Origin of the sequence: Yersinia vastinensis (genome assembly GCF_044905075.1) — a bacterium.
In the GTDB taxonomy this organism is placed as follows: Bacteria; Pseudomonadota; Gammaproteobacteria; order Enterobacterales; family Enterobacteriaceae; genus Yersinia; species Yersinia vastinensis.
In genome coordinates this window covers 2,621,811-2,646,703 of record NZ_CP173260.1, presented here as the reverse complement: position 1 = coordinate 2,646,703, position 24,893 = coordinate 2,621,811, and the positions used below count along the sequence as shown (strand labels likewise).

Genomic DNA, 24,893 nt, shown 5'->3' with positions numbered 1-24,893 from the left:
TTATTATGACTTGGGGACATCGTGTTCCTTGATGAGATCGGCGAATAGCAATATCCGCCGTGTTTGCTTCAATAAAAGTTAAAACGGTTTAGTTGGCAGGTATTTTCCGTCTAATGTGATGACCGCGCGCTCACCTCCATCGGGATCAGCGACTTTTTTCACGTCCAGTTTAAAGTTGATTGCGCTAATAATGCCGTCACCAAATTTTTCGTGAATCAAGACTTTGAGTGTGGTGCTGTAAACTTGCAGCATTTCGTAGAAACGGTACATGGTCGGATCGGTAGGAATGCCATCTTCGAAACTGCCACGTACCGGAATGGTTTGCAGCAGTCTCACGGCATCACTGTCGAGCTCTAGTTTTCGACCAACAATTTGTGCAACTTCTGCTGGCAATGGATGCTGCCCTAAAAGTGCAGCAGTGACGAAAGCCTCGGATAAGCCCGTTTCGTCAGCAATCTCGGCAAACGATAGATCTTTTTTCGCTTTAATATTCAGAATTTGATCTGCCAATATCAGACGAACATTGCGGTTAATTTGTGACTGAATCACGGCAATACCTCTTTTTATAAATTAATCAGTTATAGGAAGAAACGGCACGAACATTCGGGTTCGTAGCCAGAGAAACAAACTGGCGAGATGCGCGATCAAAAGCAGAAATCAGACCACTTTCAATGTCATACACCCAACCATGAATTGTCAGACGGCCTTCCTCAAGAGCAAGGCGTACCGATGGGTGAGTTTGGATATTGACCAGTTGGGCCGCTACATTCTCATGAACCATGGAAATCGTTTTATCGTGCATATTTTTGTATTCACGAGATTCATTCACTACTTTTGCTGAGTCCGCATACTGCAACCAGTGTTTGACGGCCGGCATATGGTCCAAGCAGAGACATTTGGCAATTGCGGTCATCGCGCCGCAGTCAGAATGACCACAAATCACGATGTCCGTTACTTTCAGTGCTGCAACGGCATATTCTACCGAAGCCGATATACCACCGGGCTCCGGGCCGTAAGAGGGGACAATGTTGCCAGCATTGCGGATCACAAACAGGTCACCGGGTTCACGCTGAGTCACCAGCTCTGGCACCATGCGGCTGTCTGAACAGGAAATGAACAGTGTTTTTGGACTTTGTTGCGTGGCCAGACTTTTGAATAATTCAGCACGTTCAGGAAATGCGTCACGTTGGAATTTCAGGAAACCGTTAATAATCTCTTTCATGGTAGGTTCACTTTCTTGCTCTAAGATGCGGTGAAGATTATTCCTTTTGTTCTATAAGATAAAAGACTGATTTATAATTGGTGTAATTCAAAAATCTTATGAGTCATTGCCATGAATGTCCGTTATGTTCGCTATTTTCTTGCTGTCGCAGAGCACCAAGGGTTTACAAGGGCTGCCGCCGCGCTGCATGTATCACAGCCCGCGTTGTCACAGCAGATCAAGCTGCTGGAAGAAAGTCTTAATACCCAACTATTTGATCGCAGCGGGCGTAATATTCGGCTGACGGATTCCGGGGAAGTCTATTTACAATATGTGCGCCGTGCATTTCGGGCTTTGGACGAAGGGAAACGAGCTATTCATGATGTTGAGGATCTCAGTCGGGGATCGTTACGTGTTGCTGCCACACCTACCTTTAGCGCCTATTTTATCGGGCCGCTGGTGGCAGAGTTTTATGCACGCTTTCCAAATATTAATTTACAAGTCCAAGAAATGTCGCAGGAGAAGATAGAAAGTCTGTTATTGAATAATGACTTGGATGTAGGAATTGCCTTTGATAACGGTGATTTTCAAGATATTGAATCACAGCACCTTCTGACTGAAACTCTGGCATTGATTGTTGCCAACCATCATCCTCTGGCATGGCAAAAAAAGGTGACTCTTGAAGATCTCAACAATGAAAAACTCATCCTTCTCAGTCAGGAGTTCGCCACGCGTGTACATATCGATCGCAATTTTCTTCAAGCAGGGTTGCACCCTAGGGTACAGATAGAGATGAATGAAATCAGTACTGTTCTTGATGTGATCCGTCGTACATCACTCTCAACCTTGCTTCCCGCCACGATTGCTATACAAAATAATGACTTGGTGGCACTCCCTGTTACAGGTTGGGAATTAGGAAGAACGGCGGTATTAATGCGGCGAAGAGGGGCGTGGCAGACAGCGGCAACAAAGGTATTTATTGATGTTGCATTGGAAGTGGCTAATAAAATTGTTGTGGCCAAATAGTTCGGCATCTTGAATATAAGAGTATCGGAGACAGAGAAAAAAAATCCACGCATGCGCGTGGATTTTGTGGGGTTTGTGCTCTTTGTGAGGTCTAGTGAGAACTTATGAGACAACAAATTCTATTTAGACGTTAAATAAGAAGTTCATCACATCGCCATCTTTTACGATGTAATCTTTGCCTTCTGAACGCATTTTCCCAGCTTCTTTCGCGCCTTGTTCACCTTTGTAGGTGATGAAGTCTTCAAACGCGATAGTTTGTGCGCGGATGAAACCCTTCTCAAAGTCAGTATGAATTTTACCCGCAGCTTGAGGTGCGGTTGCGCCGACAGGAATAGTCCAAGCACGAACTTCTTTCACTCCGGCGGTGAAATAGGTTTGCAGATTCAGCAGTTCATAACCGGCACGGATAACACGGTTCAGGCCAGGCTCCTCAATACCTAATTCGGCCATAAACTCAGCGCGATCTTCATCTTCTAACTCAGCAATATCAGATTCCACCGCGGCACAGACAGCAACGACCACCGAGCCTTCCGCTGCGGCAATAGCACGGACTTGGTCCAGATAGGGGTTATTCTCGAAGCCATCTTCATTGACGTTGGCAATGTACATGGTGGGTTTCAACGTCAGGAAGCTCAGATAACGGATAGCCGCTTTATCTTCCGCTGTCAGGTCAAGCGCGCGCAGCATGCCCGCATTCTCTAAATGTGGCAGACATTTTTCCAGTGCTTCCAGCTCAGCTTTTGCGTCTTTATCGCCACCTTTGGCTTTCTTCTGTACACGGTGTATTGCACGTTCGCAGGTTTCAAGGTCAGAAAGTGCCAACTCAGTATTGATGGTGTCAATGTCATCTGCTGGATCAACTTTGCCAGCAACATGAATAATATTGTCATTCTCAAAGCACCGCACCACATGCCCGATGGCTTCTGTTTCGCGAATATTGGTCAGGAATTGGTTACCCAAGCCTTCACCTTTGGATGCCCCTTTAACCAGACCCGCGATATCAACAAATTCCATCGTCGTTGGCAAGATTCGCTGAGGTTTAACAATTTCGGCCAATTGGTCCAGACGCGGATCCGGCATTGGCACAACACCCGTATTGGGTTCAATGGTACAGAACGGGAAGTTAGCTGCTTCGATGCCCGCTTGTGTCAACGCGTTGAATAGGGTGGATTTACCAACGTTAGGCAGGCCCACAATACCGCATTTGAATCCCATGTTTTATATCACCTTAAATAACTTAAAAATCAACTTGTTAGGGTTAACAAGCCAATGTAATCAAAATTTATGCCGCCATTATACACATAATGATGATTTATCTCGATCATGCTCTTACGTTGTGGGGCTGGCATTTATTGCTATAGCTGATAGGTAATTGATTTTTCTAACTCTGTGTTCGAGATCACGCTTTGGCCATCTGAAGTTTTCCAGTAAATATCCGATAACGAGTTATTAGGATTTACATAATGAATTTGGATAATGTCCATGGAAATGAGCATCTACAAATGGTTGATAGTCATTCTATTTGGCGGCGTGGTGGGGATTGCAGGCATACGGTTTCTGACTGCGGATATTGAGTCTAGTGACCCCACTTTTGCACAATTAGTCGATCAATATGGTGTACAGATAGAGAATCAGTCGGGCAAAAGTGTCAGATATGTAGGTTACAAGAAAAATACACTTTATGAGGATTTTGATGGAGTTCAACTGACATTCACTGCCCTGAACGATAAATTCGAACGCAGCCATGAATTAGCCGAAAATAAGAAGAAAGCGGCGGATTGGACATCTCTTTTTTGTACTGATGAACTACAGGATATTGCTGGCGAATATGATGCGAAGAGCAATCATTTTCTTGGGCGGGTGAGGGTCATTATTGCAGGGGTTGTGCTAACCAGTGAGGGGCAACAGGGAATTAATGCACTGTGTAATAAAAATGAGTAAAGCCAGAAGTTGAGGCCCCGGCGCAGGTTTATCCGCCGGGGAATTGGAAAATGGCTATACGCTCGCCTTAAAGGAATGTAGACGATTCATTGCTTTGGTGATGCCCTCTTTCAACAGCACCTCAGTACAACGAATAGATTCGTCAATTGCATCGTCAATTAATGTTTGCTCACTGGCTGGCGGTTTACCAAGAACAAAACCAGTGACTTTACTCTTATCACCCGGGTGGCCAATACCAATACGTAGACGATAGAAATTGGGATTGTTGCCAAGTTTGCTCTGAATATCTTTCAGGCCGTTATGTCCACCATTCCCCCCACCCAATTTCAACTTGGCTACGCCTGGTGGGATATCAAGTTCATCATGGGCGACTAGAATTTCTTCGGGCAGTATGCGGTAAAATCCGGCCATTGCCGAAACCGCTTTGCCACTTAAGTTCATAAATGTAGACGGCACCAGCAAGCGAACATCCTGACCTGCCAGATTTAACCGTGCGGTATAACCGAAGAATTTACTCTCTTCTTTCAGTGATTGATTATGGCGTTCAGCCAATAAATCCACATACCAGGCTCCCGCATTATGGCGAGTTTGGGCATATTCAGCGCCCGGATTTGCCAGCCCAACGATTAATTTAATGCTGCTCACGTCGTCATTCACTATAACTAAAGGAATTAAAGTGGGACAGTTTACCTGTCATGGGCGTAATAACAAAACCCAGGATGGTAACTTATTTGTTATTGACTCATTAGTCGATAACACCTTTGAGGGTTTTTAATATGGATTACACAGAAACTGATTCACAATGTGAATAATTACTTTAGTGTATAATTCAATCTTGGTGCTAAATGACTGGATAATGTAAAGATTTGTTGGAATATATTTGCCAGTTGTGATCACAAGCGCAATACCTTCGCGGTGAGGCTGACTATACTTAGTTATTAAGTGGACATGAATAATCGCATTAAGCAAGCAGTTTAGATGTATGGCTAAGTGGTTATTTATTGGCAGCCCAAGTGGAGGTGGCATATGAAACGTAAAAATGCAGCAATGCTCGGTAATGTGCTCATGGGTCTGGGTTTGGTAACAATGGTCGGCGGGGTAGGTTACTCTATTCTGACAGAAGTTACCCAGCTTGGTTTACCGCAATTTTTTGCCCACGGAGCAGTGATGAGTATTTTTGTCGGGGCACTGTTATGGTTAGTCGGTGCACGTATTGGTGGGCGTGAAGAAGTGGCAGACCGCTATTGGTGGGTTAAACACTTTGATAAACGTTGCAACCGTAATCAACGTCACTCGTAGTCATTTGTTAGCGCTATCGATGAATGGCAGCGTTTAGACGTTTAAAACAGTCAATAGAGAACCTATCTTCTCGGCTTTTAAGTGAGCTGATGTTAGGGAGGGGTAAATGACGGCTCAACGATCTATTAGCCAAGAGTCAATTGATCACGAACCTATCGATCAAGAGTAGAAAACCCGTTGTCGCATCTGCTTCAACGGGTTTTTCTTTATCTGCTTCAGTCAGTTCATCGCGCAGTATCAAAAAGCCACAAATACCCTAACGCGATCTCCACGGAGTGGCTTATCACGAAATAACCCGATGGTTAACTGCGGCCACATAGCACCGCAGGGATATTCATAACGTAATACTGATTAATGCTCAAACATCGCAGAGATCGACTCTTCATTACTGATACGGCGGATGGCTTCAGCCAGCATGCCGGACAGTGTCAGAGTACGTACATTTTTCAATGCTTTGATTTCAGCTGACAGCGGAATAGTGTCACAAACAATCACTTCGTCAATAACGGAATGTTTGATGTTTTCAACCGCATTACCAGAGAAGATCGGGTGAGTTGCATAAGCGAATACACGCTTGGCACCACGTTCTTTCAAGGCTTCAGCCGCTTTACACAAAGTGCCACCGGTATCGATCATATCGTCAACTAATACGCAGTCACGGCCCGCAACGTCACCGATGATATGCATCACCTGAGAAACGTTGGCGCGTGGACGACGTTTGTCGATAATCGCCATATCAGTATCATTGAGCAATTTTGCGATAGCTCTGGCACGAACTACGCCGCCGATATCTGGAGAGACAACAATTGGGTTTTCCAGATTCTGCTGCAACATATCTTCCAGCAGGATTGGGCTACCAAATACGTTATCAACCGGAACATCGAAGAAGCCTTGGATCTGTTCAGCATGAAGGTCCACTGTCAATACGCGGTCAACCCCAACACTCGAGAGGAAATCGGCAACAACTTTGGCAGTGATAGGTACACGAGCGGAACGCACACGGCGATCCTGACGGGCGTAACCGAAGTAAGGAATAACAGCAGTAATACGTCCTGCGGAGGCGCGACGCAGGGCATCAACCATGACAACCAGTTCCATCAGGTTATCGTTCGTGGGTGCGCAGGTGGACTGGATGATGAAAATATCACCACCGCGTACATTTTCGTTGATTTGCACGCTCACTTCGCCGTCGCTAAAACGACCTACAGCGGCGTCACCAAGGCTGGTGTACAAACGGTTGGCAATACGTTGTGCTAGTTCCGGGGTGGCGTTACCAGCAAAAAGCTTCATATCAGGCACGAGAAGAACCTCAGGCATGCGTCCAGAGAAGATATTGTCAGATCAGTAATCAGGGGCGATTAATACATACTGATTGCAATATACATACGGGTATTTAAAGCCAAAACACATCAAACCTAAAACAGCATTATGAACCGGCTTTCAATCAAGTGAGACAGGTATTTCAGAACCCAAGGTCAGCGGCCAATACTTCGACCTGACATAACGCTGTAAATCGTTATCTGTGCTCACTGCTTTCAATTTTCCCAGAGCGTACACGATGCAGTGGCGAAACATTCACACCACGGGCGACAAAACCGTGCAACCACTCAGGGGCAATACTTAACACCTGCCGGGCCGATGACTCAGTGTCGAATTCTGCAAACACACAAGCGCCGGTTCCGGTAAGGCGTGACGGAGCGTATTCTAACAGCCATGAAAGAGCCTGTTCAACCTCGCGAAAACGTTTTCTTGCTATTGGTTCGCAATCATTTGCGTACGGAGCGCTTAAAAGCGCCGCCAGCGGGCGAATTGGCGTATTTCTTTTTAATTCGGGATCGGAAAAAATAATGGGGGTTGGGATGCTGACTCCGGGGTGTGCGACCAAATACCACTTCTGTTCAGGCTCCGCCGGTTGCAATTTTTCACCCACACCTTCGGCAAAAGCGGCATGCCCACGTACAAATACCGGGACATCAGCACCCAAGGTTAAACCCAATGTGGCTAATTCTTCATCAGATAATCCGCATTGCCACAAGGTATTGAGTGCGACCAACACCGTCGCGGCATTAGACGAACCGCCACCCAGTCCTCCCCCCATAGGTAAACGTTTATCGATACTGATATCGGCTCCCCGAGGCAAGTTTGCCGCATGACCGCTTTGCCGGGTGGAGTGGTGTTGCAGCAACCGTGCTGCTCGCACTATCAGATTCTGTTCGTTTTCTACACCCGCAATAGGGGTTAATAAGCGAATTTGGTCATCATCTCGCGGCACGATAGTCAGTTCGTCACCATAGTCGAGAAACTGGAACAACGTCTGCAATTGGTGATAACCATCGGCACGTTGCCCAGTGATATAAAGAAATAAATTCAATTTTGCTGGCGACGGCCAGACATATTGATTATGGGTAACCATGTTATTTAACCGTCCAGTTATCCATTTTTAGCTTGATACGTTGCTCGCCTTGGCTCAATTCCATACGGCTAGGTAATGGCGGTGTCACCTTGGTGTTGTATTCCTGATAATCAACAACCCACGTCACCCCATCTTGTTTATACGTTAGTTGCTTCAGGCGGTATTTATCATCAAGGACGAAATCAGTGGTATCACCCGGTAGCCCCAGAATCCATTGGCGTAAGCTTTCCAATGGAATCGACATGCCTGTTAATTTTTGAATCATCTCTTGCGGGTCATCACTGACATAGCGTTTACCCTGATTATCAGTCAATTGGGTCACACCGGGTTGGACGACTAACTCAAGCTCAGTGCTGCCCAGCGGGTTGGTTAACAAGAGGCGATAACGTTCAGGTGCCGTTTGCTGCCAAAAGAAGCGTGCATAAACTTTTTGTTTTTCAGAGAGGTATGCAAATGCACCACGGGTTTGGAATTGGCTCAATTGCTGCAATTGTTGCTCATGTTGACGCCATTGCGGTGATGTTGGGCTGGTCGCCGGGCCGGTTGGCGGTGTTGTGCTACAGGCTGCCAACAGCAGAGTAGCCAATGGAAGCAGACGATAAAAACTGATTTTGCACTGAGGCATATGGGTATAAATCCTATCGGTCGCTGGGTTTTCACTGCGGCACGTTTTAAATAAAGCGGCTTAATAATAAAGCAAATCGTTTTGATGTGTCTTGATTTGATGCAGCTTAATTCGGCGTCATTGCTGTTCACGCTAACGACCTGAGGGCAGAGCGTCAATATCTTGTTCTATTTTGTACATCATATAATCAATTCTTGAGCATAATTTGGGATAATACTTAGGATGATGCACTGCGACTTTTATTGATCCCGCGCATCAAGTAGAATGCGGTTCAGACGAGAATCCATACTAACATCAGTATTACTCGAAGCCGTTCTCATGACACTGCTTGCATTAGGCATTAACCACAAAACCGCACCTGTATCGCTACGTGAACGCGTGACGTTTTCGCCGGAATCGATCGATCAGGCTCTTGCTAGCTTGCTCCAACAACCGTTGGTGCAGGGCGGTGTCGTGTTGTCTACGTGTAACCGAACTGAGTTATATCTCAGCGTAGAACAGCAAGAAAATCTGCACGACCAACTTATCAGCTGGCTATGTAACTACCATCAGCTCAGTCCGGAAGACGTGAAAAAAAGTCTGTATTGGCATCATGGTAATGATGCAGTCAGCCATTTGATGCGGGTTGCTAGCGGGTTGGACTCACTGGTCTTAGGTGAGCCGCAAATTTTGGGGCAAGTGAAAAAAGCCTTTGCGGAGTCTCAGCGCGGGCAATCACTGTCAGGCGAGTTGGAGCGTTTGTTCCAAAAATCGTTCTCTGTGGCTAAGCGGGTTCGCACGGAAACTGAAATTGGTGCCAGCGCAGTATCGGTTGCGTTTGCAGCTTGTACACTGGCGCGTCAAATTTTTGAGTCACTCTCCGAGCTGAATGTGTTGCTAGTAGGGGCCGGTGAAACTATTGAGCTGGTAGCTCGCCATCTGCGCGAGCATCAAGTCAAACATATGATTATTGCCAACCGGACACGTGAACGTGCGCAAGCACTGGCGACAGAAGTCGGTGCTGAGGTGATTACATTACCCGAGATAGATGCCCGCCTTGCCGATGCGGATATCATCATCAGTTCCACTGCCAGCCCACTGCCAATTATTGGCAAAGGTATGGTAGAACGTGCACTGAAAAGCCGCCGCAATCAGCCAATGCTGTTTGTTGATATTGCTGTGCCGCGGGATATCGAACCCGAAGTTGGTAAACTGTCCAATGCTTATTTATACAGTGTTGATGATTTACAAGCGATTATTCAGCACAATATGGCGCAGCGTCAGGCAGCTGCAGTTCAAGCTGAATCGATAGTACAGCAAGAAAGCATGAATTTTATGACTTGGCTCCGAGCACAAGGGGCGGTCGAAACCATTCGTGACTACCGCTCTCAGGCCGAGCAGGTTCGCAGTGAGATGACAGCGAAAGCTTTAGCTGCCATTGAGCAAGGGGCTAATATAGAACAGGTGGTGAATGAATTGGCCCATAAGCTAACCAACCGTCTGATTCATGCGCCCACCAAATCCCTCCAGCAAGCCGCTAGCGATGGCGATATGGAGCGGTTGCAATTATTACGCGACAGCCTTGGGCTGGATCAGCACTAGTTTCCTCTAATTACAGGGTTTAAAACCACGGATGAAGTCTTCTATTGTTGCCAAACTGGAAGCGTTACAAGAGCGCCACGAAGAAGTGCTGGCGCACCTTGGCGATGCCAGCGTTATTGCCGATCAAGACCGTTTCCGCGCGTTATCACGTGAATATGCGCAATTGTCCGATGTCACTCGCTGTTTTAAAGAATGGCGCAGTGTACAAGATGATCTTGAAGCAGCAGAAATGATGCTCGAAGATCCTGAAATGCGTGAAATGGCACAGGAAGAACTAAAAGAAGCCAAAGCTCGGAGTGAAGAGCTGGAACAGCAATTGCAGCTATTATTGCTGCCAAAAGATCCTGACGATGAACGTGATTGCTTCCTGGAAATTCGCGCTGGAACTGGCGGTGACGAAGCGGCTATTTTTGCCGGAGACATGTTCCGTATGTATAGCCGATATGCTGAAGCGCGCCGCTGGAAAGTTGAGATTATGAGCGCCAGTGAAGGTGAGCATGGTGGTTATAAAGAAGTGATAGCTAAAGTCTCCGGTGAGGGGGTCTTTGGGCAACTGAAATTTGAGTCAGGTGGTCACCGTGTTCAGCGTGTGCCAGAAACCGAGTCGCAGGGGCGTATTCACACCTCGGCTTGTACTGTGGCAGTGATGCCTGCGATTCCTGAAGCTGAGATGCCGGAAATCAATGCTGGCGACTTGCGCATTGATACCTTCCGCTCATCAGGCGCGGGGGGGCAGCACGTTAACACCACGGATTCGGCCATCCGTATTACCCATATCCCGACCGGGATTGTGGTGGAGTGTCAGGACGAGCGCTCACAACATAAGAACAAAGCCAAGGCGATGTCAGTGTTGGGGGCTCGTATCCGTGCAGCAGAAATGCAAAAACGTCAATTGGCCGAAGCCTCTGAGCGCCGTAATTTGTTAGGTTCTGGTGACCGCTCAGATCGCAACCGCACTTATAACTTCCCGCAGGGGCGTGTCACTGATCATCGTATCAACCTGACACTTTATCGTCTGGATGAAGTAATGGAAGGTAAACTGGATATGTTGATCCAGCCGATTGTGCAGGAATATCAAGCGGATCAGCTCTCTGCGTTGTCTGAGCAAGACTAATGGATTATCAGCAGTGGCTGTCGCTAGCGGCAGCCCGTTTTAATCAAAGTGACAGCCCAAAGCGTGACGCTGAGATCTTGTTGAGTTTTGTCACCGGGCGCGCACGCACCTATTTGCTGGCTTTCGGTGAAACAGTGCTGACAAGCGAGCAGTTAGCCATCTTGGAGCCATTGGCAGCCCGGCGTGAACAGGGGGAGCCGATAGCTTATCTGGTCGGGGAGCGTGAGTTTTGGTCACTGCCATTGAGTGTTTCCTCCGCCACATTGATCCCGCGTCCAGACACCGAGTGTTTGGTTGAGCAGGCGTTGGCGCATCTCCCCGCCACTCCATGTCACATTCTGGATTTAGGAACGGGCACAGGGGCTATTGCTTTGGCTATCGCCAGTGAACGGCCCGATTGCACTGTCATGGGGGGTGATATAAACGCTGATGCTGTTGCGCTGGCTCGACACAATGCAGAAAAACTGGCGATAAAGAATGTACATTTTGTGCAGAGTCGCTGGTTTGAATCGGTGAGTGGTCAATTTACTCTTATTGCCAGTAACCCCCCCTATATCGATGCCAATGACCCTCACCTTAATGAAGGTGATGTTCGCTATGAACCGCACAGTGCGCTGGTGGCCCCGGCTGAAGGTTTAGCAGATTTGGCCGAAATTATTCGACAATCTCCAGCATATTTAGAAACTGGGGGATGGTTGCTGTTGGAACATGGCTGGCAGCAAGCTGAGGCAGTACAGAGATTACTTAAGAATTCAGGATTTAGCGCAGTAATGACGTATAAAGATTATGGTAATAATGATCGTGTTACACTGGGACAATGGGGCGTTTAATCAAGAAAAATCCCGTTTTAATTAAATTTTTCGTATTGAATATACTTTAAATAATTTGAGTTGCAGGCCGGCGGCTTTAAGTTTGACGAGTATAGATACCCAACGCAATGGGAGTTGTTATGTGGATTGATTACATCGCCATGAAGTATTTACATTTACTCACAGTGGTCATCAGTATTACGCTGTTCGTACTACGTTTCTTCTGGAAATGTCGCGGTTCGGCTATGATGGAGAAACGCTGGGTAAAAATAACGCCGCATATCAATGATACGTTGCTGTTTGTCAGCGGTATTGTCTTGATCTTTATTACTGGTTTTTACCCTTTCAGCCCGCAAGGAACATGGCTGACTGAAAAGTTATTTGGCGTTATTATCTATATCCTGCTTGGCTATGTCGCATTAGGTAAGCGAACCCGCAGCCAGAAAAGTCGCTGGCTTGCCTTTATACTCGCATTGGGTTGCCTGTATTTAATTGTCAAACTGGCAACAACTAAGTTACCACTGCTGATGGGATATTTATGAGTAGTATTGCTGATTTCGAATTTAACAACGCGTCCCTGTGTGATGGAGTGTTACTGGTTACCCAGGAGATTCGACAGAATTTTCCACTGGCTGATGTGCGCAATCAACTGCAACAGCTTGTCGATGATGCGCGGGCGGCAATGCCCGAGGGTCTCAATCAGGATCAGCAATTAGAAGTGCTTATCGATCTATTTTACCGCCAATGGAAATTTGGTGGTGCAGGGGGCGTCTATCGCCTCTCTGATGCCATTTGGCTGGATAAAGTGCTGGATAAACGGCAGGGGACACCGGTGTCACTGGGTGTTATTTTCCTGCATATTGCTCATCAATTAGATTTACCGTTGATGCCGGTGATTTTTCCAACCCAATTAATCCTTCGTGCCGATTGGTTAGATGAAGAGATGTGGCTGATTAACCCGCTGAACGGTGAAACACTGAACGAGCATATGCTGGAAGTGTGGATCAAAGGCAACTTGGGATTGAGTGCCGAATTGGAAGATGAAGATCTGGAAGAGGCGGAAAATACACTGATTGTGCGCAAAATGCTTGATACGCTGAAAGCGGCGCTGATGGAAGAGAAGCAGATGGAGCTGGCTTTGCGTGCCAGTGAAGCGGTATTGGCTTTTGACCCCGATGACCCTTATGAAATTCGCGACCGTGGCCTGATTTATGCGCAGTTGGATTGCAACCACATTGCTATCTCTGATTTAAGCTATTTTGTTGAGCAGTGCCCAGAAGACCCCATTGCTGAAATGATAAAAATGCAGATCCACTCCATTGAGCAACAGCGGGTGACGTTGCACTGATTCTCTTTCTCTAGCGAAGATGCAGCACTGAGTAGCCACAAGAATATGGCTTTGCTGGCTGCGTCTAACTCGCTGTAATTAATCTCGATTTACCCTTTATAAAGGTATATGTATGAAACAGAAAGTGGTTAGCATTGGCGATATCAACGTAGCGAACGACCTGCCTTTCGTGCTGTTTGGCGGTATGAATGTGCTTGAGTCCCGTGATCTGGCGATGCGCATTTGCGAGCATTACGTCACCGTGACCCAAAAACTGGGCATTCCTTACGTTTTTAAAGCCTCGTTTGACAAAGCCAACCGTTCTTCGATTCATTCTTACCGTGGCCCCGGTCTGGAAGAAGGGATGCGCATCTTCCAGGACCTGAAAAGTGCATTTGGCGTAAAAGTCATCACTGACGTGCATGAAGCGAGTCAGGCACAACCCGTATCTGAAGTTGTTGATGTTATCCAATTGCCCGCATTTTTGGCTCGCCAGACCGATTTAGTCGAGGCAATGGCTAAAACGGGTGCGGTTATCAACGTTAAGAAACCTCAGTTTGTCAGCCCAGGCCAGATGGGTAACATTGTCGAGAAGTTCAAAGAAGCCGGTAATGATCAAGTTATTCTGTGTGATCGCGGCAGTAACTTTGGCTATGACAATCTGGTGGTAGACATGTTGGGCATCAATGTCATGGTGAAAGCGACGGGGGGGCATCCTGTTATTTTTGACGTGACTCATGCATTGCAGTGCCGTGATCCCTTTGGTGCAGCATCTGGTGGGCGCCGTGCTCAAGTGGCTGAACTGGCTCGTGCAGGTATGGCCGTTGGTTTGGCTGGGTTATTCATTGAAGCACATCCAGAACCCAACAGTGCTAAATGTGACGGCCCGTCAGCATTGCCATTAGACAAACTGGAGCCGTTCTTGGTGCAGATGAAAGCGATTGATGATTTGGTCAAAAGCTTCCCGGAGTTGGATACCAGCAAGTAAATATCTCTCAACCTAGGTGCTGAGACGAATAAATAAAAAGGCAGTGTCGGTTTCGATACTGCCTTTTTTGATGCTAAACGGGTTAACTTTTCGCGTGTAGCGCTTCTAGCGCTTCGGGCAATGATCCATAAAAACTCAGCTTACCCTCAATCGGCTTCACTCTTGCTCTTGCCAGCGTCTTCAGTGGCTGGAAAGGAATATCCGTGATGACGAGTTGCTGATGTTCATTCAGCGCTTCTGTGAAGCGTAGAAACGCATTTAAGCCACCGGCATCCAGAACCGGCACAGCATCCCATTGCAGAATAATGGTCTGATAATGCTCACTGCGGCTTAATAACTCATTAAATATGCGTTCAGCCGCGGCGAAGAACAGTGGCCCATTGACTCGCAATATCAGCGTCTGCTCATCACTATCTGACGGTATTTCGCTCAGCCGTGTCATACGGGCAATACGGCGCATAAATAACAATGAAGCGAGTACAATCCCCACAGTAATAGCAATCACCATGTCGAATAGCACCGTCAAACTCATACATAGCAGCATGACGATAATGTCGTCTTTGGGGCCACGTCGCAGCAGATCGATAACTTTATGAGCCTCACTCATGTTCCAGGCCACGATTAAGAGCAAAGAGGCCATGGCCGCCAGTGGTAAGTAAGACAACATAGGAGCCAGAACTAATAAGGCCAGCAGCACCAACAGGGAATGAACAATGGCGGACACCGGCGATGTCGCACCTGCGCGGACATTTGCTGCTGACCGAGCAATAGCGGCAGTAGCGGTGATGCCACCAAAGAATGGGGCGACCATATTGCCTAACCCTTGCCCCACTAATTCACTATTTGAATGATGTTTTTGCCCGGTCATACCATCAAGTACCACAGCACATAACAATGACTCTATTGCTCCCAACATCGCCATCGAAAAGGCAGCAGGGAGCAGTGCGGAGAGTGTCGCCCAGTTCAGAACAAATTCTTGCCCATTTGCTGCGGGAAGATGCCAAGGTAAGACAAACTGCGGCAGAATGGGGGGGATACCTTGGCCTTGGCTACCGTCAGCCAGTAAATAGCCAAATCGTGAACCAATGGTCGCCACCTGAAAATCAAATAACGATAGCAACCCCATCACGGCAGTACCTGCGATTAAAGCCGGTAAGTGACCCGGTAACTTTAGTTTTAATCGTGGCCATAGGATCAGTACCATCAGCGTTACGGTCGCAATTAGCGTGTCACTGAGATTAATCGTGGGCAGCGATTGTGCCAGTGCGGCAACTTTGCCAACGTAATTTTCGGGTACTTCTTCCATGTGCAAGCCAAAGAAATCTTTTACTTGCATGGTGGCAATCGTGATACCGATGCCTGAGGTGAAACCTAATGTGACGGATAATGGAATATATTCGATTAAACGCCCGAGGCGGCCCAGCCCCATGCACAGTAGAAATATACCTGATATTAATGTGGCTAATAATAAGCCAGCCAAACCAAATTGCTGTGAAACGGGATAAAGAATAACCACAAACGCGGCTGTTGGGCCAGATACGCTATAGCGCGAACCGCCACTGACAGCGATAACGATCCCGGCGATAGCCGAGGTATATAAGCCGTACTGCGGCGGAACACCACTGGCAATAGCCAGTGCCATAGCCAGCGGGATGGCAATGATACCGACGGTGACACCGGCAATAATATCTTTTATAAGTCGTTGAAGTGTATAGGTTTCTCGCCAGCAAGCGTCAATAAGCGCGCTGAACGGCCTAATGCCGTTAATTCCGTGCGTTTTCATCTAAGGTGCAAACCAAATAAAGAAAAGACAAAATAAATGGCGGGCCAATAAGGGTCCGTCTCGAGTAGCTGATAACAACGATACGCCAATTGATGCGAAGAGATCTAGATGTATATCAATCTCTGATAGAAATGTAGATAACTGTCCGTTTAATAAAGTGGTTTAAATGAACAGAACCCTATTGGGTATGTGTTTTTTCGCTATGGTTAAATAGAAAGTGAACATTATCTTAGATATTGCCTTATTTTAAGCCCAAGAGTCCAAAATTGAGTAATAAGTATTATCTGGTCGGAATTAAGTGATCTGACGATAACGCGTAACCGGAAGTCTGGAAGCTAACACATAATGAAATTATTCAGGAATAAAGGTTACCGCACAGCTAAGATGTAGATGAGCAACGGTGGCTATTAGCTAAATTTAATGTTTAGGGATTCAAATGAATAACTTCAATTTAGAATGCGATTTTATGGCAGTAATAAGTTGGCAACATCTATGTTGGTCGAAATCAATACTTAAAATTCAAAGGACTGACGCTACGCCATGAGTGAATTAGAATCTCTGTCAACGTTATACCGAGATGCTTGTGTAACCTACGCGACACTCTCGATCAGTTATTTTGCCTTAAGTAAAAACAGCGCTTTTTCCTTTGATGGTGATGTTTGGAAACGTGTCGTGTTTGGTCTTGTTGCGGGGGCGGTTTCACTCTACCTTAATCAAGATCAGTGGATTATTTCCGACTCATTCTTCTTCAGCTTCGAATTGATCCCAATTATATTAGTCACTTTTTATGGTGGTTGGCTAAGTAGCTTGACTGCGTTGATGATAAACTTCGCTTTTAGCGGTTGGTTTAATATAGTTAACTTATTAATAATGCTAATTTTTATTCCTATATTGTTCTCCAAAGTATGGGAGAAAAAGAGTAATCGTATTTTTTATACCACCATTATTCTCATCGCTATTTATCGAACTCTTGCCGCTTTCTTATTTGTTCCTCACTTACTTGTCTGGACGCAGGTGGTGGTTTATCAACTGATTTCTGTCTCCTGTTTAGCCATTTGCTACCATGCGCTGAATTTTAAAGAACGTCATATTTATGCCTATTTCGCGATGCAGAACCGGGCGAATATCGATAAATTAACACAGTTGAATAATAGAGCCTGTGTTGACAATCGGCTAACGACGATTCATAACAGGCGACAGGCGTGTGGCTTGATGATTTTAGATCTTGACCATTTTAAATCAGTCAATGATACCTATGGACATAACGTCGGAGACATCCTGCTGACAGAGGTAGGAAAGTTATTGATGACGGCAGTTAGGGATGAGGATTTTGTTGGCCGTTATGGGGGGGAAGAGTTCATTATTATTACTCACCGCCATGAGCCGCAAGCGATTAAAGCCGTTGCGGAACGTATTAGACAACGGGTTGAAGATTTAGTGGTAGATTTACATGACGGGCGAAAAGTAAGAGCAACTATCTCCATTGGTGCTTCTCTCTATTTACCGGGAATGTCGATGTTAAAAGCATTAAAAGTCACCGATGAAGCGCTGTATGAGGCTAAGAATCAAGGGCGAAATCAAGTGGTTTATAGCCGGTTAATGTCGTTTTCCCCTCTTGGGGATCGCGTCACGAAAGGTAAACATCGACGCACATAATGATTGTGCAGAATGCAGACTACATTCCAAAGAAAAAGGCCCTGACTTTCGTCAGAGCCTTTTGCTCGAATATGGCGGTGAGAGAGGGGTTCGAACCCTCGATACACTTACGCGTATACACACTTTCCAGGCGTGCTCCTTCAGCCACTCAGACACCTCACCGTTTCGTTACCGCGCTATGCACTGCAACGGGGCGGTACTATAGTGACCGACAGCCTGATGGTCAAGCAGTATTTATTCGTTGTTTGTCATCTGGTTATTCTGCGCTCATATAGAAGAATTCACAGGCAAGTTATCCCCATTTAACGCCAATTTCTGGCTACGGCAGGGGAGTCCACCATGACATAATCTGCGCCTAAGTTTTCTGCCAATTGGTAGTCATCATAAGAATTGATACCTATCAGCAGAATTTTGGTGTCATTATTTGTTTTAAAGCATGCCATTGCTTGCTGATTCCAAATCAATTGCGCTTGTGATGAGCCTTTGCCAAGGGTGTATTTCTCGACAACTTTCACATCACGCCTTAATTCAAAGGCATGGTACTTATCAGGTCCGTGGCTTAACATGCTCTCGGAGCGTTTATTTATTTTGCAGTTATTGGCCATTACTGCATTCGCTAGGATGTTCCGGGTCAAATTTCGTGATTCAAATTTACGAATGTCATGGGGCAGGGCTTTTAGATATTTTTTGTCGGTAGAATAAAATATCACTCTATCGTGAGAATTTGTTTCCTTGATGGTCTTATCAAGAATATTAGCCATGATAATTGGATCTGCATTGGGTGATTTAATATCAAGAATGAATTTCGTTTCAGGGTAAGTGCGGAGAATTTGCTGCAATGAAGGTATTTTTATGCCTCTTCCTCGATAGATATATAAGTTATTAATATGAAAGCTATATGCGGCATCTAATTGCTGTAACTCATCCCAAGAATATTGAGAAACAAAGCCACTACCATCCGTGAGGCTGTTAAGATCACTGGGGCGGTACAGCACAGGGATATCATCTTTACTCAACTGAACACTTAGCCAAATAACATCAGCTTCATTTTGTAGTGCCATGCTGATGGCATGGTGGGTGTTTTCAGGATGTTCTGCGGTTCCTGCCCGATGCGCGACGATAAATGGAGCAGCAAATACAGAATTGAAGCAGGAAAATAATAATAATGCACTAATATACCTCTCCATGTTTTATCTCTCCGTGGTTTATGTTTCAAAAAAGAAAGTGCCTCCACGTTGTAACATGCAATGATAACGAACAGCATAATCAATTAATAATAAAGGAATTTGTAATTAGAGAGAGATATTTATTGTTTATACCGAGAAGAATTGGTAGTCCACTTGTGTCTATAAAAGTGGCCAACATTTAAGAGGAAATAGAAGGTAAAAAAAACGGCAATCTGAACAGCAAGACATGGGATAAAACACCAAACTTGCTTTAGATTGCCGCTTATTAACTGCTTTAAATATGGCGGTGAGGGAGGGGTTCGAACCCTCGATACGCTTACACGTATACACACTTTCCAGGCGTGCTCCTTCAGCCACTCAGACACCTCACCGTGTTACAACTATCAACCGCGTTATACGTTGTCGACCGGCGTAATGTAGGCAAAAGTGCGGCCAGCGTCAACCCTCTTATGTTCGCTTTGTCACTGTTTAGCTAAAGTTGCAGCAGTTTGCTGATTTCATCGGCATTTCTTGTGAGTAGCACTTGCATCCTAACGTTAATCGCGGAAATCTAAAGGGACTTTCGCAAGGAGCTGGCAAATAATGAATATTATTTTTTATCACCCGTTTGTTGAAGCAAAACCGTGGTTATCAGGGCTGCAATCTCGTCTACCCACCGCGAATATTAGGCAATGGCGACGTGGTGATACGCAACCCGCTGATTATGCGCTTGTTTGGCAGCCTCCACAGGAAATGTTGGCTAAACGCACTGAATTGAAAGGGGTCTTTGCTCTGGGAGCCGGAGTGGATGCCATTTTGGACCAAGAGCGTCGCTATCCGGGGACATTACCCGCCGGAGTACCATTGGTTCGGCTAGAAGATACGGGAATGTCTTTGCAAATGCAGGAGTATGTTGTTGCCAGTGTATTACGCTATTTCCGTCGAATGGACGAGTATCAGCTACAACAACAACAGAAACTGTGGCAGCCGCTAGAACCACACCAGCATGATAAATTTACGGTGGGTATTCTCGGCGCGGGTGTCTTAGGGAAAAGTGTTGCCCACAAACTGGCAGAGTTTGGTTTTACCGTCCGGTGCTGGAGCCGCACCCCAAAGCAAATTGATGGCGTGAGCAGTTTCGCGGGTAAAGAGAAACTACCCGCGTTCATTCAAGGGACACAATTACTGATTAATCTCTTACCGAACACGCCAGAAACGGCCGGTATCCTTAATCAGTCGCTCTTTTCACAACTGAATGCTAATGCCTATATCATTAATATTGCTCGAGGTGCCCATCTATTAGAGCGAGATTTATTGGCAGCAATGAGTGCAGGTAAAGTTGCCGCCGCGACATTAGATGTGTTTGCCGAGGAGCCTTTACCTTCGATGCATCCTTTTTGGAGCCACCCGCGGATTACCATCACGCCACACATTGCGGCGGTAACGTTACCGGAAGCGGCAATGGATCAGGTGGTTGCTAACATTCGCGCCATTGAGGCGGGCAGGGAACCTGTCGGGTTGGTTGATGTGGCACGGGGTTACTGATTCAAGACCTCCCAAGGCTATAGGGATGGGCAGGCGAGGTTTTTAGCGCTGTTGATGAGAAGAATTCCTGCTATCATTAGCGGACTATGCTTTGCCTGCAAAAATGATGTCCCGCCTGAAAAGACTTTGTGGAGTAGTCATGTATCCTGTTGATTTACATATGCATACCATTGCCAGTACTCATGCTTACAGCACCCTGCACGATTATATCGCCGAAGCTAAACTAAAGAATATCAAGCTGTTTGCCATTACCGACCACGGCCCGGATATGGCTGACGCCCCGCATTATTGGCATTTCATGAATATGCGAGTGTGGCCACGCTTGGTTGATGGTGTCGGCATTTTGCGTGGCATTGAAGCGAATATCAAAAATCTAGAGGGCGACATCGATTGTACCGGGCCAATGCTCGATGTTATCGACCTGCTAATTGCTGGGTTCCATGAACCTGTATTCCCACCTCAAGATAGGGCTGCCAATACCCAAGCCATGATTGCGACCATGGAACAGGGGAATGTGCATATTATTAGCCACCCCGGAAATCCTAAATATCCCGTTGATATTACAGCTATTGCTGAAGCAGCGGCAAAATGTAATGTTGCTCTGGAATTAAATAATTCATCTTTTACACATTCACGTAAAGGCAGTGAAGACAATTGCCGTGCGATTGCCGAAGCTGTTCGTGATGCGGGTGGGTGGTTGGCGCTTGGTTCCGATTCTCATATCGCTTATTCATTGGGAATTTTTGAGCACTGCGAACGAATTATTGCTGAAGTGGATTTCCCGCAAGACCGAATTTTAAATGTCAGTCCGCGTCGTCTGCTCAATTTTCTTGAACAGCGTGGTTGCCCTGCAATTCCTGAATTAGCGGACCTTTAGCTATTTATGTGACGTTGTCACTATTATGGTTTAAAAAATATAAAAGAAACAGGGATATAGAAATGAATGATTTTTCTCTGGTGTGCCGCATTTTGGGGTCACTATTTTATCGCCAGCCGCAAGATCCGTTGTTGGAGCCACTTTTTGTCCTGATAAGTCAGGGTAAATTGGAACAGCATTGGCCATTGGAGCAGAGTGAATTACTCGCTCGTTTGCAGCAAGAGTACCAGCCAGATGCTTTGATTGCGGATTATAAGGCCCTGTTTGTGGGTGAAGAACGCAGCGTTTCACCTTATGGTTCTGATTATGAGGAGGCTTGTCCAGAGGCTGAAGTTAGAGCCTTTTTACAGCAACGTGGCATGCCGTTAGGTGACGGACCAACGGACCATTTTGGTGGGTTATTGCTTGCGGCATCCTGGTTGGAAGATCAAGCGGCTGAAGATGAAGTCGCAGCACAGATCGCGCTATTTAACGACTATTTGTTGCCTTGGTGTGGTCGTTTTTTGGGGAAAGTTGAAGCCCATGCAACTACCGGTTTTTATCGCACCCTAGCGCAGTTGAGCCGAGAAGCATTGCAAGCGATGTGGGATGAGTTATCTGAGGAAGATAACCCGGAGGAGTAATATCGATCTCCTCCAGATTTAATCTATCTATAATAAGCCGGCCGTAGAGTTAGTCAGTCAGTGGGATGACTAATTGGCCCGGCTTCACTTCTAAGCCTTTCGCCAGTTTTTTCGCCATCGCTTCAGCTTTACTCTTCTCACCGTCTAATACATAAGCGGGCTGCTGATCAAAATAGGATTTCAGCGACTGATTTAAATAGGGGGTCAGTGCTTTCATCACTGAATCCATTTTTTCCGGTTTAACCTGATAATCAGTCAACTCCATGTCTTTTAGGAAAATAGCGCCTTTTTCGCGATCAAATGTTGGCTGTGCTTTTAGCGTCAGTGTCATATCGGCAGTTTGCGGGCCGAGGATTGAGGTGATATCCACTTTAGCATTGCCGGTCAATGTCACTTTACCGGGTTCGGCGCGGCCAATCTGGCTTTGTAATTGGGTCAGGGTAATATGGGCATCAACCAAACCCGGAATACCAATCTGTTTCTCATAGTTATTATGTTTTTGCAGATAGTCATTAACTTCCTGCTCGCTCAGGGTGTACTGGGTTAGTTGGTTGCAGCCAACCAGTGTTGCAGTCACAATCAGCGTTGCTGCGCCCCACATTAATTTATTCATTAAAGCCTCGTTGCAATTTGCACTCATTACATCAAACAAAAAGAATTGCCCAATAGTAACTGGTTAATCAGCTGTTTTGTATTATTAACCGTGTTTGTTCAACGACGGTTTGGAATGGCGGCGATAGTGCGGCAGGATTAGCGCATTGCCAATCAGATAACCCTGAATCAGAGAATATTCAAAGAAGGGAAAGGTGCCGGAGACCCATTTGCTCCAGCAAGCAACCGACTAACTTCCACTCAACATAGCAGACTCGATACGGCGTTGATTGAATTGCCAGTAAAGCCCCACCAGCGTAATTAAACCAATAACACCCAGTAGGAACCAAGGTAGTTCCGGCATTTCAAGTGAGCGGCCGGTATCATACATCCACCCTCCACCGGTATAGCCAAGCGCCCCCCCTAATGCCAGCCCAAGACGGCTAAAGCCCATATAGCTGCCACGTGCGCGAGAATCTGCCAGGGAGGCGCTCAACGTTTCACGAGCAGGTTCGGCGATGATGGAACCCATATAGAAGAAGCAAATAAACATAAACAGCGTTTGTAGATGGCTGATAAGACCCACAGGAAACAAACTTAATGTCATGATGAGCAGCCCGAACATCAAGCGCTGTTCAAGACGAAAACGTTTTTCACTCCAACGAGCGATTGGGTAAAGCAATGTCAGTGAGAGTGCAGCTTCAATGGCATACATCCATTTCACTGCGGCAGGCGAGCCAGCAATTTCATTGACCATGATGGGTAACATCAACATCACTTGCACTGATAGCATGTAATAACCGGTCAGCGTCAGCACATAGGTCACAAAGCGGCGATCACGTAGCACCCGCATCATGCCCTCTTTCATTGGTGCACGAACGGTCGAGATACGATAGGCGGGTAGCAACCAGAGGTTCCAGCCTGCAGCCAAGATAAAAATAACGGCGCCGGCCCAGCAGACAAAATGAAAATCGTATTGCAGCAGCCAACTCCCGATCAGTGCACCAATCACCGCACCAGCACTGTCTTGCATCATGAGTAAGGAGTAAAAACGGCCACGTTCGTGTGGACGAGTGAGTTTAATCACCAGTGCGGTGCGCGGAGGATCGAATAAGGTGCCACCCAAGCCCGACAGCGCACAAGCCAGCCAAAGGATCCACGGTTGATCAGCCATTGCCATCAACGCGAAGCCTGCTGCGCGCATGAGCATCCCGGTGACTATCATGGGCTTGGCCCCAAAGCGGTCGGCAATTGCCCCGCCGAAGATCCCCAATCCCTGTTGGACCAATTGCCTTAATCCCAAGGCAAGCCCGACCAGCACCGCAGCCCAACCCAATTGATCGACAAATCGGATGGATATGAGGGGGAAGACAACGAAGAAACCCAATACAACTAATAAGTTATCGAGCAATAAGAAATACTTACCCAAGCTGCGAGCTTGTGATACCAAGGCCATGCTTCACCGTCAGAAATTAAAAAAGGAGGGAAAAGAAAATACACGTATAGTTTGTACCCAAATTGTCTGAAACGATAGAGGTTAGATGGATAATATTTTTTTATCGTCAATACGTTACCTCATCAACAAATTCATAATAAAATGCATTTTAAGCACTGTTGTTGCGTAATCTTGTTGTATTGATGTGTGAAAAAGAGCGCAGCGTGGTTTTACGCGGTAACGACACAACAGGTATATTGAAGATTGCCGCTAAATTATGTCCAGCGCATAGCTCAAGGGGAGCAGATGTTCGGCTATCATTCAGCAACACCTAAAATACGCTTAGCGACTGACCGCATGTCACTGCGGCTAGTTAATGAACGTGATGCTTACCGCATGGCGGAGTATTACGCTGAGAATCAGGCATTCTTAAAACCGTGGGAGCCAGTGCGAGATCAAAGCCACTGCATGCCTTCGGGGTGGCAGGCACGGTTAGGAATGATCATGGAGTTGCAAAAACAGGGCAGCGCCTATTATTTTATTTTGTTAGATCCGGAAGAAAAAGAAGTACGTGGCGTCGCGAATTTTAGCAATGTTTTGCGTGGTTCGTTTCACGCCTGTTTTCTGGGCTACTCACTTGGTGAGCGTTGGCAAGGGCAAGGGCTGATGTTCGAAGCGCTGCAACCTCTGATTCGCTATATGCAACGCCAAGAACGGATGCACCGGATCATGGCTAACTATATGCCGCATAATCATCGCAGTGGCAATTTACTTGAACGCCTTGGGTTTGAGCGTGAGGGTTACGCGAAAGATTATTTATTGATTGATGGTCAATGGCGCGATCATGTGTTGACGGCATTGACTAACAAAGAATGGACGCCAACTCGCTGAGG

General features: G+C 46.4%; 25 protein-coding genes and 2 tRNA genes. 14 read left to right on the top strand and 13 right to left on the bottom strand.

Annotated elements, in window-relative coordinates; all coding sequences use genetic code 11:
- Nucleotides 1-78: 78 nt before the first annotated feature.
- Both cynS and ACIOG0_RS12355 read right to left on the bottom strand, forming a co-directional pair.
- A complete protein-coding gene (gene cynS, locus ACIOG0_RS12360) occupies nt 79-549 on the bottom strand; it encodes a cyanase (protein ID WP_050098205.1) in 471 nt (156 codons plus the stop codon).
- Nucleotides 550-574: 25 nt separating this feature from the next.
- Entirely contained in the window at nt 575-1,222 is a 648-nt protein-coding gene (locus ACIOG0_RS12355; protein WP_050098204.1) for a carbonic anhydrase, read from the bottom strand.
- A gap of 111 nt (nt 1,223-1,333) precedes the next feature.
- Here ACIOG0_RS12355 and cynR point away from each other — a divergent pair, with 111 nt between their 5' ends.
- Nucleotides 1,334-2,227, top strand: a complete 894-nt coding sequence (gene cynR, locus ACIOG0_RS12350; RefSeq protein ID WP_128450984.1) for a transcriptional regulator CynR — start codon at nt 1,334-1,336, stop codon at nt 2,225-2,227.
- A 123-nt stretch (nt 2,228-2,350) separates the two neighbouring features.
- Here cynR and ychF read toward each other — a convergent pair whose 3' ends face one another.
- Nucleotides 2,351-3,442 (bottom strand): redox-regulated ATPase YchF, encoded by a 1,092-nt coding sequence (ychF, locus tag ACIOG0_RS12345; protein ID WP_050098202.1) that lies wholly within the window; start codon nt 3,440-3,442, stop codon nt 2,351-2,353.
- A 267-nt stretch (nt 3,443-3,709) separates the two neighbouring features.
- On the opposite strand from ychF, the gene ACIOG0_RS12340 reads away from it, so the two are divergent.
- Nucleotides 3,710-4,168 carry a hypothetical protein gene (locus ACIOG0_RS12340; protein WP_050139778.1) on the top strand — a complete coding sequence of 153 codons (459 nt, stop codon included), beginning with the start codon at nt 3,710-3,712 and terminating at the stop codon, nt 4,166-4,168.
- Between the two features lie 54 nt (nt 4,169-4,222).
- Here the strand turns inward: ACIOG0_RS12340 and pth are convergent, their stop codons facing one another.
- A complete protein-coding gene (pth, locus tag ACIOG0_RS12335; RefSeq protein ID WP_050098615.1) occupies nt 4,223-4,813 on the bottom strand; it encodes an aminoacyl-tRNA hydrolase in 591 nt (196 codons plus the stop codon).
- Nucleotides 4,814-5,194: 381 nt separating this feature from the next.
- Between pth and ychH the strand changes: the two genes are divergently transcribed.
- Complete coding sequence (ychH, locus tag ACIOG0_RS12330) at nt 5,195-5,467, top strand: stress-induced protein YchH (RefSeq protein WP_050098201.1); 273 nt, start codon at nt 5,195-5,197, stop codon at nt 5,465-5,467.
- 351 nt (nt 5,468-5,818) lie between these two features.
- Here ychH and prs read toward each other — a convergent pair whose 3' ends face one another.
- The 3 genes from prs to lolB all read right to left on the bottom strand — a co-directional run bounded on the left by prs (nt 5,819) and on the right by lolB (nt 8,505).
- Nucleotides 5,819-6,766, bottom strand: a complete 948-nt coding sequence (gene prs / locus ACIOG0_RS12325; RefSeq protein ID WP_004390739.1) for a ribose-phosphate diphosphokinase — start codon at nt 6,764-6,766, stop codon at nt 5,819-5,821.
- Between the two features lie 217 nt (nt 6,767-6,983).
- Nucleotides 6,984-7,880, bottom strand: a complete 897-nt coding sequence (ispE, locus tag ACIOG0_RS12320) for a 4-(cytidine 5'-diphospho)-2-C-methyl-D-erythritol kinase (protein ID WP_050098200.1) — start codon at nt 7,878-7,880, stop codon at nt 6,984-6,986.
- 1 nt (nt 7,881) lies between these two features.
- Nucleotides 7,882-8,505 carry a lipoprotein insertase outer membrane protein LolB gene (gene lolB / locus ACIOG0_RS12315; protein ID WP_050098199.1) on the bottom strand — a complete coding sequence of 208 codons (624 nt, stop codon included), beginning with the start codon at nt 8,503-8,505 and terminating at the stop codon, nt 7,882-7,884.
- A 318-nt stretch (nt 8,506-8,823) separates the two neighbouring features.
- On the opposite strand from lolB, the gene hemA reads away from it, so the two are divergent.
- From hemA to kdsA, 6 genes are all read left to right on the top strand, one after another.
- Complete coding sequence (gene hemA, locus ACIOG0_RS12310; RefSeq protein ID WP_128450982.1) at nt 8,824-10,086, top strand: glutamyl-tRNA reductase; 1,263 nt, start codon at nt 8,824-8,826, stop codon at nt 10,084-10,086.
- A 31-nt stretch (nt 10,087-10,117) separates the two neighbouring features.
- On the top strand, nt 10,118-11,200 hold the full coding sequence (gene prfA / locus ACIOG0_RS12305) for a peptide chain release factor 1 (RefSeq protein WP_050098197.1): 1,083 nt from the start codon (nt 10,118-10,120) through the stop codon (nt 11,198-11,200).
- Complete coding sequence (prmC, locus tag ACIOG0_RS12300; RefSeq protein ID WP_050098196.1) at nt 11,200-12,030, top strand: peptide chain release factor N(5)-glutamine methyltransferase; 831 nt, start codon at nt 11,200-11,202, stop codon at nt 12,028-12,030. Before prfA ends, prmC begins: the two co-directional genes overlap by 1 nt.
- Before the next feature lie 119 nt (nt 12,031-12,149).
- Nucleotides 12,150-12,551 (top strand): SirB2 family protein, encoded by a 402-nt coding sequence (locus ACIOG0_RS12295; RefSeq protein WP_050098195.1) that lies wholly within the window; start codon nt 12,150-12,152, stop codon nt 12,549-12,551.
- Nucleotides 12,548-13,357, top strand: coding sequence for an invasion regulator SirB1 (sirB1, locus tag ACIOG0_RS12290; RefSeq protein WP_050098194.1), 810 nt, complete (start codon nt 12,548-12,550; stop codon nt 13,355-13,357). The genes ACIOG0_RS12295 and sirB1 overlap by 4 nt, the downstream gene beginning before the upstream one ends.
- A gap of 112 nt (nt 13,358-13,469) precedes the next feature.
- Nucleotides 13,470-14,324: a 3-deoxy-8-phosphooctulonate synthase gene (gene kdsA, locus ACIOG0_RS12285; RefSeq protein ID WP_050098193.1), complete on the top strand. Its 855-nt coding sequence runs from the start codon at nt 13,470-13,472 to the stop codon at nt 14,322-14,324.
- Between the two features lie 82 nt (nt 14,325-14,406).
- Here kdsA and dauA read toward each other — a convergent pair whose 3' ends face one another.
- Nucleotides 14,407-16,107: a C4-dicarboxylic acid transporter DauA gene (gene dauA, locus ACIOG0_RS12280; RefSeq protein ID WP_145581826.1), complete on the bottom strand. Its 1,701-nt coding sequence runs from the start codon at nt 16,105-16,107 to the stop codon at nt 14,407-14,409.
- A 540-nt stretch (nt 16,108-16,647) separates the two neighbouring features.
- On the opposite strand from dauA, the gene ACIOG0_RS12275 reads away from it, so the two are divergent.
- On the top strand, nt 16,648-17,763 hold the full coding sequence (locus ACIOG0_RS12275) for a GGDEF domain-containing protein (RefSeq protein ID WP_404704842.1): 1,116 nt from the start codon (nt 16,648-16,650) through the stop codon (nt 17,761-17,763).
- A 72-nt stretch (nt 17,764-17,835) separates the two neighbouring features.
- Here the strand turns inward: ACIOG0_RS12275 and ACIOG0_RS12270 are convergent.
- The 3 genes from ACIOG0_RS12270 to ACIOG0_RS12260 form a co-directional block, all read right to left on the bottom strand.
- A tRNA-Ser gene (locus tag ACIOG0_RS12270) sits at nt 17,836-17,925 on the bottom strand.
- A 140-nt stretch (nt 17,926-18,065) separates the two neighbouring features.
- Nucleotides 18,066-18,950 (bottom strand): glycerophosphodiester phosphodiesterase family protein, encoded by an 885-nt coding sequence (locus ACIOG0_RS12265; protein WP_128450980.1) that lies wholly within the window; start codon nt 18,948-18,950, stop codon nt 18,066-18,068.
- Between the two features lie 281 nt (nt 18,951-19,231).
- Nucleotides 19,232-19,321 (bottom strand) — tRNA-Ser (locus ACIOG0_RS12260).
- Between the two features lie 211 nt (nt 19,322-19,532).
- Here ACIOG0_RS12260 and ghrA point away from each other — a divergent pair.
- From ghrA to ACIOG0_RS12245, 3 genes are all read left to right on the top strand, one after another.
- Nucleotides 19,533-20,474 carry a glyoxylate/hydroxypyruvate reductase GhrA gene (ghrA, locus tag ACIOG0_RS12255; protein ID WP_050098189.1) on the top strand — a complete coding sequence of 314 codons (942 nt, stop codon included), beginning with the start codon at nt 19,533-19,535 and terminating at the stop codon, nt 20,472-20,474.
- A gap of 139 nt (nt 20,475-20,613) precedes the next feature.
- Entirely contained in the window at nt 20,614-21,351 is a 738-nt protein-coding gene (locus ACIOG0_RS12250; protein WP_050098188.1) for a phosphatase, read from the top strand.
- Nucleotides 21,352-21,413: 62 nt separating this feature from the next.
- Nucleotides 21,414-21,974 (top strand): molecular chaperone, encoded by a 561-nt coding sequence (locus tag ACIOG0_RS12245; protein WP_050098187.1) that lies wholly within the window; start codon nt 21,414-21,416, stop codon nt 21,972-21,974.
- A gap of 49 nt (nt 21,975-22,023) precedes the next feature.
- On the opposite strand, the gene ACIOG0_RS12240 is transcribed toward ACIOG0_RS12245, so the two are convergent.
- Together ACIOG0_RS12240 and mdtH are read right to left on the bottom strand one after the other, a co-directional pair.
- Entirely contained in the window at nt 22,024-22,587 is a 564-nt protein-coding gene (locus ACIOG0_RS12240) for a lipoprotein (protein WP_128450979.1), read from the bottom strand.
- Between the two features lie 228 nt (nt 22,588-22,815).
- Nucleotides 22,816-24,021 (bottom strand): multidrug efflux MFS transporter MdtH, encoded by a 1,206-nt coding sequence (gene mdtH / locus ACIOG0_RS12235; protein ID WP_050098185.1) that lies wholly within the window; start codon nt 24,019-24,021, stop codon nt 22,816-22,818.
- Between the two features lie 285 nt (nt 24,022-24,306).
- Here mdtH and rimJ point away from each other — a divergent pair, with 285 nt between their 5' ends.
- On the top strand, nt 24,307-24,891 hold the full coding sequence (gene rimJ, locus ACIOG0_RS12230; protein WP_050098184.1) for a ribosomal protein S5-alanine N-acetyltransferase: 585 nt from the start codon (nt 24,307-24,309) through the stop codon (nt 24,889-24,891).
- Nucleotides 24,892-24,893 lie beyond the last annotated feature (2 nt).